The organism is Oceanibacterium hippocampi (genome assembly GCF_900172325.1).
In the GTDB taxonomy this organism is placed as follows: Bacteria; Pseudomonadota; Alphaproteobacteria; order Sneathiellales; family Sneathiellaceae; genus Oceanibacterium; species Oceanibacterium hippocampi.
Genome location: NZ_FWFR01000002.1, coordinates 862,059 through 875,203, shown reverse-complemented (window position 1 = coordinate 875,203; position 13,145 = coordinate 862,059). Strand labels below are relative to the sequence as shown.

Below are 13,145 nucleotides of genomic sequence, written 5' to 3'. Positions count from 1 at the left end.
GCGGACGTTCAGCTTGCGTAGTCGGAATTCTCCTGGTCGAGGATCTCCCGGATCGCGGCCATGTGCGCCGCCGCCTGTCCGGGGTAGTCTTCCAGCTCGCGCGCGGTTTTCTCCGCGACAGCATGGGGCAGGAGCCGCAGCGGCTGGCCGGTCTGGAGGGCGCGGATGTAGATCTCGGCCGCGCGCTCGAAATAGTAGAGCCGGTTGAAGGCATCGCCGACGCTGGCCCCCAGGACGAGCACGCCGTGGTTGCCCATGACCATGACCTTCTTGCGCGGGTCGCTCAGCATGGCGGCGCAACGCTCGCCCTCTTCCTCGAAGGCAAGCCCGCCGAACTGGTCGTCGATGACCACGCGATCGTAGAACGTGGCGGTATTCTGGTCGATCGGCGGCAGCGTGCTGTCGGCCAGCGAGGCCAGGACAGTGGCGAAGACCGAATGCGCATGCATGACACAGCGGGTGTGCGGACAGCGCCGGTGAACCGAACCATGCAGCCCCCAGGCCGTCGGGTCGGGTGCGTCCGGGCGGTCCAGCGCGTTCGGGTCGTTGGCGTCCAGCAGCAGCAGGCTGGATGCCTTGATCCGCGAGAAATGCACCTGGTTCGGGTTGATCAGGAATTTCGAGCCGGCATCGTCGATCGCGAGACTGAAATGGTTCGCGACCCCCTCGTGCATGTCCAGTCGTGCGGTCCAGCGGAAGGCGGCGGCGAGATCGGAACGTTCCTGCCAATGGGTAAGGTTTCGGGCGGGGCCGTGGAAGCTCATGGTCCGGCTCACTCCGCCGCCGCGGGTCGCCCGATCCCGGTCGGAACCACCTCGTAGCCCGGTTCCTCGGGTTCGTCGTCGACCATTTCGGCGGGAAAGCCGGGGGCCCGGATCTCCAGCCCCGTGGCGTCTTCAAGGCGGCGGATGATGTTGGGCGACAACTCGCGCGGGCCGTAACGGTGCTGCCCGTCCCGGAAAATCTCGTTGAGCAGAGGAGAAATTTCCAGCGGTACCCCGGCGCGGTCGGCGATGGCCTGGAAGAGGCCGATATCCTTGGACACGAGGTCCATGGTGAAGGAGATGTCGCGTGAGCCGTTCAGGATCACCTGGCCTTCGGTCTCATGCACGAAGGAGGTGCCGGAGGAAATCTTGATCGCCTCGTAGGCAGTGTTCATGTCCATCCCGGCGGCCTTGGAGGTGACCAGCGCCTCGCAGACCGAGACGAGATTCGCGGTGGCGAGGTAGTTCGTCACCACCTTCAGCACCGAGGCCGTGCCGACCGGCCCGGTATGCAGGATCCGGCGGCCAAGGCGCTTGAGCAGCGGCAGCACGCGCTCGAAGGTCGGGCGATCGCAGCCTGCGAAGATCGAGATGTTGCCGGTGTCCGCCCGGTGGCATCCCCCCGAGACCGGGCAATCGACGGCGGTGCCGCCTCTCGCTTCGACCAGCGTGGCGAGGCGCCGGATCTCGCTATCGTCGGTGGTGGACATCTCGAGCCAGACCTTGCCCGGCCGGATCTCGGGCAGCATCTCGGCCATCACCGCGGAGGAGGCGGCGGGTGACGGCAGACAGGTGATGAGGACATCGCAGTCGCGCATCAGCCCGGCGGCGTCGGTCGCCGGGGTCGCGCCGCGTTTCGCGAACGCCGCAACCAGTTCGGGCTTCTTGTCCAGAACCGTCACGTCAATGCCGTTGCGCAGGAGACTTCCCGCCAGCTTGCCGCCCACGTTCCCAAGGCCGATAAAGCCGACTTTCATGATCCTTGTCCCGTCGCATCGGTTTCGTCGCTTCGAGCGTCGCAAGAATCGCCGCGCGTGAGAAACGATGCGTTTGTGCGCTGAGGGCTAATTCCGGTTGAAGCATCGCGATCGGACGCACCATGGCATCATCCACATGTCCAGCGGGCGCCGCGCCGAGGCCGAGGTTGCTTTCGAGCAAGCGCTGAAACGCGCCCGGGCGACATCAACGTTCTGGAGAACTGCGGCTGTTTCCTGTGCAACGCCGGAGAGCAGGAGAATGCGATGGTGCTGTTTGAACGCGCGTTGATGCTCGATCGGCGTGATGCGGCTCCCCGGCGCGCCCGGGTCTGGTGGCTGTGTCCGCGACCGGACCCGGCTGACCCCGAACCGCCGGCGCCCGACCCGTCCGGTTTCGGTTCCGTCTGCCGCCCTGATTTGAATCAATGCTGCACTGCAAAAACATCGGCAAGCTTGCCCTGTTGGTCGTCCACCGGGCCGCGCGGCAAAGGCACCGCTCGCGGACGGTTTGCCATCGCAGCGCAGGAGATCGGAAGACATGTCGACGAACAACAGGAAACCCGTACGCCAGCGGAGCGGCCGGGCGGTCGTCGCCGCGGGATCGCATAAGGCCGCGGCTGCTCCGGTCCAGTCGAAGGTCGCCGCGTCTCGCGCGCCGACGATCCCTGACGTGCCGGGACTTGCCCCGGCGACGTCGGCCGCTGTCCCGTTCGATCGTCCGCTTCCCGGGCAATTCGCCACGCGAACCATGGACCGGGCGTTCAAGGCGAACCTGGCCCGGCTCACCGGCGGTCTGTCGCCGGCCGGCCTCGCGGCGCTCTGTTTCGACTGGTATTCGCATCTGGCGCTGTCGCCGGGAAAGCAGGTGGAACTGGTCGAGAAGGCGAGCCGGAAACTTGCTCGTCTCGCCCTGTATGCCGGGCATTCCGCGGGTCATCCCGAGACGCGATGCTGCATCGAGCCGTTGCCGCAGGACCGCAGGTTCGCCGGCGAAGCCTGGCAGCAATGGCCCTACAACCTGATTTACCAGTCGTTCCTGCTCATGCAGCAATGGTGGCACAATGCGACCACCGACATTGACGGCCTCTCGGAGCAGGACGAGCGGGAGATGTCGTTCGTGGTCCGGCAGTTGCTCGACCGTTACGCGCCGTCGAATTTCATCGCGACCAATCCGGAGATCCTGAAGACCACCCTGGAGAAAGGTGGCATGAACCTTTTCGAGGGTGCGCAGAATCTCTTCGAGGACTGGCAGAATGCCGTCGCCGGCAAGAAACCGGCCGGCGCGGACGCCTTCCAGGTCGGCAGGGACATCGCCGTCACGCCGGGCAAGGTCGTCTACCGGAACCACCTGATCGAGCTGATCCAGTACGCCCCGACAACCGACAAGGTCCATCCGGAGCCGGTTCTGATCGTGCCGGCCTGGATCATGAAATACTATGTCCTGGATCTCTCGCCCGCCAATTCGCTGGTCCGCTACCTGGTGGCGCAGGGGCACACGGTCTTCATGATCTCGTGGCGCAACCCGGCGTCCGAGGACCGCGAACTCGGCATGGACGACTATCGGCGTCTCGGTGTCATGGATGCCATTGACGCCGTCTCCGCGATCGTTCCCGGGCAGAAGGTCCACGCGACCGGTTACTGCCTCGGCGGAACCCTGCTGTCGATCGCCGCCGCCGCGATGGCGCGGGAGGGCGACGACCGCCTGGCAACCATATCGACGCTTGCCACGCAGGTCGATTTCACCGAGGCCGGCGAACTGACGCTCTTCGTTCGTGAAAGCGAGGTTTCCTTCCTGGAAAACATGATGTGGGACCAGGGCTACCTCGATGGCAATCAGATGGCTGGCGCGTTCCAGATCCTGCGCTCCAACGATCTCATCTGGTCCCGTCTCGTGCACGAGTATCTGCTCGGGGAGCGCCAGGGGATGAACGATCTGATGGCATGGAACGCGGACCTGACCCGCATGCCCTACCGGATGCATTCCGAATATCTGCGTGGCCTGTTCCTGGACAACGACCTGGCGTCCGGTCGCTTCATGGTCGACGGGCGGCCGATCAACCTTGCCGACATCCGCACGCCGATCTTCGCGGTGGGAACGGTGAAGGACCATGTCGCACCCTGGCGCTCGGTCTACAAGATCACCGTGCATCCGGCGACCGACGTGACCTTCCTGCTGACCAGCGGCGGCCACAATGCCGGTATCGTCAGCGAGCCCGGCCACCCGCACCGGAGCTATCAGGTCGCCACCAAGCATGCCGGCGACAAGTATGTCGCCCCGGAGGCCTGGCAGGCGATGGTGCCGCGCCGGGAAGGCTCGTGGTGGACCGCCTGGCAGCCCTGGCTGGCCGGGCATTCGGGCGGGTTGACGGCCCCGCCGGCCATGGGCGCGCCGGACAAGGGCCTGCCGCCGCTTTGCGACGCACCCGGCACCTACGTGCTGCAGGACTGACCGGGCGGTTCTGCTATGGCTGCAACGCACCGTCCCCGCCCTTCGGCCGATCAGGCGGGACAGGCCCATGGGCTCGGCGGGCTTCTTCTCGACATCATGGACACGCGGATCGTTCTCCGTCTGTCCGACAGACCCGGAACGCCCATGACGACCATCCATGAACCGGAGACCACACCATGAAGCTGCTTGAAGGCAAGAAGGGCCTGGTAACGGGAATCGCCAACGAGCGCTCGATCGCGACCGGCTGTGCCGCCGTGTTCAGGGCGGCCGGGGCGGAACTCGCCGTGACCTATGGATCGCCCAAGGCGAAGCCGTTCGTCGAGCCGATTGCCGAACAGCTCGGCGCATCGATCTTCACGCCGCTCGATGTCGAGGCGGACGGCGAGCTGGACGCGGTATTCGATGAAATCGAAAGCCGGTGGGGAAAGCTCGATTTCCTGCTGCATTCCATCGCGTACTGCCCGAAGGATGACCTGCAGGGACGGGTGACCGATTGCTCGAGGGCCGGTTTCGCGCGTGCCATGGATATCTCCGTGCACTCGCTGATCCGGATGGTGCGCCGGGCCGAGCCGCTCATGAAGGACGGCGGCGCGGTGCTCACCATGAGCTACTACGGCGCCGAGAAGGTCGTCGAGAACTACAACATCATGGGCCCGGTCAAATCCGCTCTCGAAGGTACGGCCCGCTATCTCGCGGCCGAACTGGGGCCGAAGAATATCCGCGTGAACGTGATCTCGCCCGGGCCGGTCATGACCCGCGCCGGTTCCGGTATCGCGCATTTCGATGAATTGATCGAGAAGGCCCGGCAGCGGGCGCCGACGCAGAGGCTCGTCAGCATCGAGGATGTCGGGAACATGGCCATGGGCCTGGTGAGCGACCTGTCGCGGAACGTGAGCGGCAACATCGCCTATGTCGATGCCGGTTTTCACGTCGTTTCGTAGGGAAGCGACCATCGCAACCCGAATTGCCGCCCGTCTGGCGGCGTCACGGAGATAGGAAACGCGGAGAAATGACCCGGAAAAAGCTCGACTGGAAGGCAGATGTGACCCGGCCGACCGGGAAGGGAGCGGTGAAGCAGCGTTTCACGTCGCGGGAAGGCCAGGACGATCTCGAGATCGATACGACCCCGTGGGGCGACGGGAACCTGACGGTCAACCGGGCGGTGGTTGCGCAAGTCACGAACGACGGCGATGCCGGTCAGGCATTCCGCGATCTCGAAGTGCTCGCCGAGGAATATGAGGATGCGAAGGCGAGGGGCGGGGAGCCGGGGAAGCGGCCCGCGAAAACCTGAGCCGCGTCCGGCGCCCGCCCCCATCGCCGAAGATGATCGATGCGACTGTCGCGTGCCCTGTCTTGCGGAAAAGCCCGGAGTGCAACCCTTGCAATATATCGAGAACAAGACCTTCGACGAGATCGAAGTCGGACAGTCGGCCGAACTGTCCCGCACGCTCAACCGTGAGGACATCGAGCTTTTCGCGGTGATGTCGGGAGACGTGAACCCGGCCCATGTCGACGAGGCCTTTGCCCGGAATGACATGTTCCACAAGGTGATCGCGCACGGGATGTGGGGCGGGGCCCTGATTTCCGCCGTGCTCGGGACCGAACTGCCCGGACCGGGAACGATCTACCTCAATCAGTCGATGAGTTTCCGTCGCCCCGTCGGGCTCGGCGATACCGTGACTGCCCGGGTCACGGTACGTGAGAAGAATCCGGAGAAGCAGCGCCTTCTGCTCGACTGTGTCTGCCTCAACCAGGACGGCGAGACGGTGATCGAGGGTACGGCGGAAGTGGTGGCGCCGACCGAGAAGGTGCGACGGCCGCGCGCGGTCCTGCCCGAGGTTCATCTCCACGAACGGGGCGCGCGCTACAAGGCTCTCATCGAGGCGACGCGGCAATATGCGCCGGTCCGGACGGCGGTCGTCCATCCCTGCGATGCGCTGACGCTTTCGGGCGCACTGGAGGCAGCGGCTCAGGGTCTGATCATGCCCGTTCTCGTTGGCCCGCGCGCGAAGATCGAGGCGGCAGCCGTTGCGGCCGGACGGGAACTCGGCGATGCCGAGATCGTCGATGCGCCGCACAGTCACGCGGCGGCGGAGATCGCGGTGGCCATGGCCCGGGAGGCCCGCGTCGAGGCCCTGATGAAAGGCAAGCTGCATACCGACGAGTTCATGAGCGCCGTGGTCGCGAAGGAGCGCGGCATCAGGACCGAGCGGCGCATGAGCCATATCTACGGCCTCGATGTCCCGCATTACCCCAAGCCGTTGTTCATTACGGACGCGGCGATCAACATCTATCCGACACTCGACGACAAGCGGGATATCGTTCAGAACGCGATCGACCTCGTCCATGCGCTCGGCATCGCGGTGCCGAAGGTCGCGTTGCTGTCCGCCGTCGAGACCGTGACCGCGAAGATCACCTCGACCGTCGAAGCCGCGGCGCTCTGCAAGATGGCGGATCGCGGGCAGATCACCGGGGCCCTGATCGACGGGCCGCTGGCCTTCGACAACGCGATCTCGAAGTCGGCAGCCGAGACCAAGGGGATCGTTTCGGCCGTCGCCGGCGATGCCGATATCCTTGTCGCCCCCGATCTCGAGGCCGGCAACATGATCGCCAAGCAACTGATTTACCTGGCCGGGGCGGACGCCGCCGGCGTCGTGCTCGGGGCCCGCGTGCCGATCATGCTGACCAGCCGTGCCGACGACATGCTGTGCCGTCTCGCGTCGGCGGCCATCGTTCAGCTTTACGTGCGGCGCCAGGTGGACGTGCTGCCATGACCGAGGCTGTGCTGGTTCTCAATTCCGGTTCGTCGTCGATCAAGTTCGCGGTCTATCCGGCGCAGGACGAGGCACCTCCGGTGTGCGCTGGCAAGATCACCGGTATCGGCCGGAGCCCCGAGATTTGGGCGAGGGGTGGTGCGCCGGTGGCGGAGTTCGGTCGACTCGCGCCGGACGAACCCCATGCGGTGCTGATCGAACGGCTCGTCGACTGGCTCGGAAAGGGCCTGAGGGACAATCGGCTCGTTGCGGCGGGGCATCGCGTGGTGCACGGCGGGCGGGAATATGCCGCCCCCGTGCTCGTCGATGACATCGTCATGGAGAAACTCGGCGCGCTGACCGCCTTGGCGCCGCAACATCAGCCGCACAACCTGGCCGGCATGCGCGCGCTTGCGGCGGCCCGGCCCGGTCTGCCGCAGGTTGCCTGTTTCGATACCGCCTTTCACCGCACGCAACCGCGTCTTGCCCAGCTTTTTGCCATTCCGCGGGCGCTGTCCGACGACGGTATCATCCGGTACGGCTTCCACGGTCTTTCCTACCAGTACATCGCCGGGCAGTTGCCGCACCATGCCGGCCGCCGGGCCGAAGGCCGGATCATTGTCGCGCATCTCGGTCATGGCGCCAGTCTGTGCGCGCTGCGCAAGCGGAAGAGCGTCGCGACGTCCATGGGCTTCACCGCGCTCGACGGCCTGATGATGGGGCGCCGTCCCGGTGCGCTCGACCCCGGCGTGGTCCTGCATCTCCTGCGTGATCGCGGCATGAGCCTCGACGAGGTCTCCGACCTGCTGAACCTGCGCTCCGGTCTGCTCGGCGTTTCGGAGCTGTCCGACGACATGCGGGATCTGTTCGCCTCCGACGATCCGCGCGCCCGGGAAGCCGTCGACCTCTTCGCCTACCGGGCCATATCGGAGATCGGCGCGCTTGCTGCCGTGCTGGGCGGGATCGACGGGCTGGTCTTCACCGCCGGCATCGGGGAGAAGGCCGGCGCCGTGAGAAAGCGGATCGCTGCCGGCCTCGGCTGGCTCGGACTGCGACTGGACGATGATGCGAACGATGCCAACGCGATCCGTATCTCGGCGCCCGGCAGCGCGATCGCCGCGTTTGTCATCCCGACGGACGAGGAGAGCGTGATAGCATCCGACACGCGTAGGTTGTGGAAAGGGCTTTCATCCGATGGGACCTGACAATGGCCGGAACGGGCATGGCGACCCGGAGCACGCGGCATGAACGTCCTCAGGGTTGCTGCCGTGGTCGTCGTGCTGGGTGTGGCGGCGGGCGGTGCCGGATTCTACTGGTGGCAGCAGCAACGGAACGAACTGCCGGACGGCTTCGCCCGCGCCAATGGCCGGATCGAGGCGGAGCGGGTCGATATCGCGCTGAAATTCGGTGGGCGGATTGCCGAAGTGCTGGTCCGCGAGGGGGCCATGGTCGCCGCCGGCGAGCGGATCGCCCGGATCGATTCGACGGAACTGGAGGCGCAGATTCGCGCGGCCGAGGCGGCAACGCGCCAGGCGCGGCAGGAACTTGCGCAGGCCCGGGCACTGGTGGTCCAGCGCGAAGGCGAGCTGGCACTCGCCAAGGCCGACCTGAACCGCACCGAGACGCTTGCGGCGCGTGGTTATGCGACGCGTGAGAAGCTGGACCAGAGGCGCTCCAAGGAAATCACCGCCGCTGCCGCGCTGAACACCGCCCGCGCCCAGGTTGCCGCCGCCGAGGCGGCGATCGAGGCATCGGAGGCGAGCGTCGCCGCCCGCCGGGCCGATCTCGCGGACTATAGCCTGACCGCGCCGCGGGGCGGGCGGGTGCAGTATCGACTGGCCGAGCCGGGCGAGGTCCTGGCGGCCGGCGGCAAGGTCGTGACGCTCCTCGACCTGACGGATGTCTACATGGACGTCTATCTGCCGACCGATGACGCCGGTCGCCTGCGCTATGGCGCCGAGGCGCGGCTGATCCTCGACGCGGCGCCGCAATATGTGATTCCCGCGACCGTCGCGTTCGTCGCGTCCGAGGCGCAGTTCACGCCGAAATATGTTGAGACCGCCAGCGAACGGGAAAAACTGACCTTCCGCGTCAAGCTGCAGATCCCCGCCGAGATCCTCGGCCGATACCAGGAGGTCATCAAGACCGGTGTGCCGGGAGTGGCGATCGTTCGCATCTCGCCCGAGGTCCCGTGGCCCGAGACGCTGGCGGTGAACCTGCCGTGACTTCGCTGCCGGCCAATCCGGTTGCCGCGCTGCGCGGTGTCAGCCATCGCTACGGCGGGCGTGCCGCCCTCGATGACGTCTCGGTCGTCATTCCCGCAGGGCGCATGGTCGGCCTGATCGGCCCGGACGGGGTCGGGAAGTCCACCTTTCTCGGTCTGATTGCCGGGGTGCGTCGCCTGCAGACCGGCTCGGTTGACGTGCTCGATGGCCCGATGGGCCAACGACGCCATCGGGAACGGGTCGCTGCCCGCCTTGCCTATCTGCCGCAGGGGCTGGGGCGGAATCTCTATCCGACGCTGTCGGTGCGCGAGAACGTGGATTTCTTCGGCCGTCTCTTCGGCCAGTCGGCGGCGGAGCGGGCGGCGCGTATCGCCGACCTGCTGAACTCCACCGGTCTGGCGCCCTTTGCCGACCGACCTGCCGGGAAGTTGTCCGGCGGGATGAAACAGAAGCTTTCACTCTGCTGTGCGCTGATCCACGATCCGGACCTGCTCGTTCTCGATGAGCCGACGACCGGTGTCGATCCACTCTCCCGGCAGCAGTTCTGGGACCTGATCGACCGCATCCGCCTGCGCCGCCCGGGCATGAGCGTGATCACCGCCACCGCCTACATGTCCGAGGCCGAGCGGTTCGAGCATCTCATCGCCATGAACGCCGGCCGCGTCCTCGCGACCGGCACGCCCGGAGAACTGAAAGCGCAGGCTGGCACCGATAGCCTCGAGGGGGCGTTCATCGCCCTCCTGCCCGAAGCGGAGAGAGAGGGGCACAAGCCCGTCGTGCTGCCGCCGCGCATCGCCCGGGATGGCCCGCCCGCGATCGAGGCCGAGGGGCTGACCATGCGCTTCGGCAAGTTCACGGCCGTCGATCACGTCAGCTTCCGCATCGAGCCCGGCGAGATATTTGGCTTCCTCGGTTCCAACGGTTGCGGCAAGACCACGACAATGAAGATGCTGACCGGCCTGCTGACGGCGAGCGAGGGGCAGGCATGGCTGTTCGGCCAGCCGGTCGGCGCCGATGCAATGGCTGTACGCCGTCGCGTGGGCTACATGTCGCAATCCTTCTCGCTCTATTCCGAGCTGTCGGTCCGCCGCAACCTGGCGCTGCACGCCGACCTTTTTCATCTGCCACGCGGACGCCGCGCCGCCAGGGTGGAGGAACTGATCGAGCGGTTCGATCTGCGCGATGTGGCGGATGCGGCCCCGGAAAGTCTGCCGCTTGGCGTTCGTCAGCGCCTGCAACTCGCAGTCGCGGTCCTGCACGAACCCGAGATGCTGATTCTCGACGAGCCGACCTCCGGCGTCGACCCGATCGCCCGTGACGCCTTCTGGGCCCTGCTCATCGACCTGTCGAGAAACGACGGGGTGACGATCTTCATTTCGACGCACTTCATGAACGAGGCGGAACGCTGCGACCGCATTTCGCTGATGCATGCGGGGAAAGTCCTGGCCCAGGGCGCGCCGGACGCGCTCCGTCGGGAAGGTGGTGCAGTGACGCTCGAAGCGGCTTTCATCGCCCGTCTGGCGGAGGCCAGCGCGGACGATGCGACCGCGCCCGGCTTGCTCGAGTTGCCGGAGGCCGCGCTAGACCGCCGGTCCGGGGGTGGCCTGCTGTCGGCTCCGCGCGTCTGGGCCTTCGCGCGCCGCGAGGCGACGGAGATCCTGCGCGACCCGATCCGCCTCGGCTTCGCGCTCGTCGGTCCGGTGATCCTCATGCTGGCGATGGGCTATGGCATCACCTTCGATGTGGAGAATCTCACCTACGCGGCGCTGGACCAGGATCGCTCGCGGGAAAGCCGGATGTTCCTCGATGCATTGTCGAGCTCCCGCTATTTCGACGAACAGCCGCCGATCGCCGATTTCGCCGAACTGGATCGCCGCATGAAGGCGGGTGAGATCTCGCTCGCGGTTGTCATTCCACCGGATTACGGTCGCGATCTTCTGGCCGCACGGGCGCCGGAGATCGGCGCATGGCTCGACGGTTCGAACACGACCCGGGCCGAGACAGGGCGCGGCTATCTTCAGGGCGCGCTGATATCCCATCTCTCCGATGTATCGATGCGCGAATCGGGCGTCGTGCCGAGCCTCTACCCGGCGACCGTCGAACCCCGGTTCCGCTACAATCAGGCCTTCCGCTCCCAATATGCCATTCCGCCGGGCGTGCTGATGATGCTGCTGATGATGATACCGGCGATGCTGACCGCGCTGGGCGTGGTTCGCGAGAAGGAAATGGGTTCGATCCTCAATCTGTACGCCGCTCCGGTGCGCAAGATCGAATTCCTGCTCGGCAAGCAGTTGCCCTATGTCGCCGTCGCGATGGCGAGCTTCGGCAGTCTTGTCGTCCTGATGCTGACCGTGTTCGGGATCGGGATGCCGGGCAGCTTCCTCGCGCTAAGCCTCGGCGCGTTGCTCTACACGACCGCGGCCACCGCTTTCGGCCTCGTCGTCTCGACATTCGTGCGCTCGCAGATTGCCGCGATCTTCGCGACCGCGATTGTGGTCATGGTGCCGACGGTCAACCTCTCGGGGATGATGTATCCGGTCTCGACTCTCGAGGGTGGCGCGGCGCTGACCGGGCAGAGTTTTCCGGCGCTCTATTTCCAGCAGATCAGCGCCGGCGTCTTCAACAAGGGTCTCGATCTCGCCACCCTCTATCCCAATCACCTGGTGCTGGCGGGATTCTGCCTGCTCTTCTGGGCCCTCGCGGCCATGCTGCTTCGCAAGCAGGAAGCCTGAACCGGTGCGCGCGATCGCGAACATCTACCGACTCGGCGTGAAGGAGATCTACAGCCTGCTGTGCGATCCGGTCCTGCTGGGTCTGATCTTCTATACCTTCACCTTCGCCATCTACACCGTCGCCAACGGCGTTCAGACCGAGCTCCGCAATGCCTCCATCGCGATCGTCGACGAGGACCGGTCCGGCCTGTCGTCACGGCTCGCCGGGGCTTTCCTGCCGCCCTATTTCAAGACGCCGGAGATCATCGACCTGGCCGCCGTCGACGCGGCGATGGATGCCGGCCGCTATACCTTCGTCCTGGATATTCCGCCGCGGTTCGAGGCGGATGTGCTGGCCGGCCGGGCACCCGCGATTCAGCTGAATGTCGACGCGACGGCCATGACGATCGCCGGAAACGGCGCCACCTACGTGACCGGCATCGTCGGCGCGGAGCTGCTGAAGTTCGTCGGCCGGGCAGGCGGCGCGGTCGCGCTGCCCGTCGACCTCCGGGTGCGGGCGAAATACAACCCCAACCTCGAATCCGCCTGGTTCATGGCGGTCATGCAGATCATCAACAACCTGACGATCCTGGCGATCATCCTGAGCGGCGCGGCGGTGATCCGCGAACGCGAGCACGGCACCCTCGAGCATCTGCTGGTAATGCCCGTGACGTCCGGCGAGATCATGCTGGCGAAGATCTGGGCGAACGGACTGGTCATCGTCCTGGCGGCACTGCTGTCGCTGCATGTTGTCGTGGAGGGGTTGCTCGCGGTTCCTGTCGTCGGCTCGACGATGCTCTTCGCGCTCGGCGCGGCGGTCTATCTCTTTGCCGTGACGGCACTCGGGATCACGCTCTCGACCGTGGCGACGACAATGCCGCAGTTCGGCCTGCTGTCGATCCCCGTTTTCGTCGTGATGAACCTGCTGTCAGGCGGGCTTACGCCACTCGAAAGCATGCCCGCCACGCTGCAGCAGGTGGTGCAGTTGCTGCCCTCTACCCATTTCGTCAAGTTTGCCCAGGCCGTGCTCTATCGCGGTGCCGGGATCGGCATCGTCTGGCCGCAATTGCTGGCAACGACGGCGATCGGACTGCTTCTGTTTGCCTTCGGGCTGGTCCGCTTCCGGACAGCCTTGGCGTCCGCGAAATAACCGGGCGAAACCGGCTGATCCCGGGGCTGAGTCCATTTTCTCACTCGTCCCGGCGTAGAGCGCCTTCGTCATTTGAGCTGTACCGGCTCGGCGACGCTCTTTAGTGAAGGCCCGCA

Annotated in this window: 10 protein-coding genes; 8 read left to right on the top strand and 2 right to left on the bottom strand. The window is 65.9% G+C overall.

Going from position 1 to position 13,145, the window contains the following annotated elements; translation table 11 throughout:
* Positions 1-8: 8 nt before the first annotated feature.
* Both OCH7691_RS15085 and OCH7691_RS15080 read right to left on the bottom strand, forming a co-directional pair.
* Positions 9-764 (bottom strand): class II aldolase and adducin N-terminal domain-containing protein, encoded by a 756-nt coding sequence (locus OCH7691_RS15085; RefSeq protein ID WP_085884353.1) that lies wholly within the window; start codon positions 762-764, stop codon positions 9-11.
* Positions 765-772: 8 nt separating this feature from the next.
* On the bottom strand, positions 773-1,810 hold the full coding sequence (locus OCH7691_RS15080; RefSeq protein WP_370853121.1) for an NAD(P)-dependent oxidoreductase: 1,038 nt from the start codon (positions 1,808-1,810) through the stop codon (positions 773-775).
* A 469-nt stretch (positions 1,811-2,279) separates the two neighbouring features.
* Between OCH7691_RS15080 and OCH7691_RS15075 the strand changes: the two genes are divergently transcribed.
* From OCH7691_RS15075 to OCH7691_RS15040, 8 genes are all read left to right on the top strand, one after another.
* Positions 2,280-4,190: a PHA/PHB synthase family protein gene (locus OCH7691_RS15075; RefSeq protein WP_085884351.1), complete on the top strand. Its 1,911-nt coding sequence runs from the start codon at positions 2,280-2,282 to the stop codon at positions 4,188-4,190.
* Positions 4,191-4,366: 176 nt separating this feature from the next.
* Entirely contained in the window at positions 4,367-5,131 is a 765-nt protein-coding gene (gene fabI, locus OCH7691_RS15070) for an enoyl-ACP reductase FabI (protein WP_085884350.1), read from the top strand.
* Between the two features lie 68 nt (positions 5,132-5,199).
* A complete protein-coding gene (locus OCH7691_RS15065) occupies positions 5,200-5,481 on the top strand; it encodes a hypothetical protein (protein ID WP_085884349.1) in 282 nt (93 codons plus the stop codon).
* A 79-nt stretch (positions 5,482-5,560) separates the two neighbouring features.
* A complete protein-coding gene (locus OCH7691_RS15060) occupies positions 5,561-6,964 on the top strand; it encodes a bifunctional enoyl-CoA hydratase/phosphate acetyltransferase (RefSeq protein WP_085884348.1) in 1,404 nt (467 codons plus the stop codon).
* Positions 6,961-8,148, top strand: a complete 1,188-nt coding sequence (locus OCH7691_RS15055) for an acetate/propionate family kinase (RefSeq protein ID WP_085884347.1) — start codon at positions 6,961-6,963, stop codon at positions 8,146-8,148. Before OCH7691_RS15060 ends, OCH7691_RS15055 begins: the two co-directional genes overlap by 4 nt.
* A 39-nt stretch (positions 8,149-8,187) precedes the next feature.
* Positions 8,188-9,168, top strand: coding sequence for an HlyD family secretion protein (locus OCH7691_RS15050; RefSeq protein ID WP_085884346.1), 981 nt, complete (start codon positions 8,188-8,190; stop codon positions 9,166-9,168).
* Entirely contained in the window at positions 9,165-11,900 is a 2,736-nt protein-coding gene (rbbA, locus tag OCH7691_RS15045; protein ID WP_085884345.1) for a ribosome-associated ATPase/putative transporter RbbA, read from the top strand. The genes OCH7691_RS15050 and rbbA overlap by 4 nt, the downstream gene beginning before the upstream one ends.
* Positions 11,901-11,904: 4 nt before the next feature.
* Complete coding sequence (locus tag OCH7691_RS15040; protein WP_085884344.1) at positions 11,905-13,029, top strand: ABC transporter permease; 1,125 nt, start codon at positions 11,905-11,907, stop codon at positions 13,027-13,029.
* Positions 13,030-13,145 lie beyond the last annotated feature (116 nt).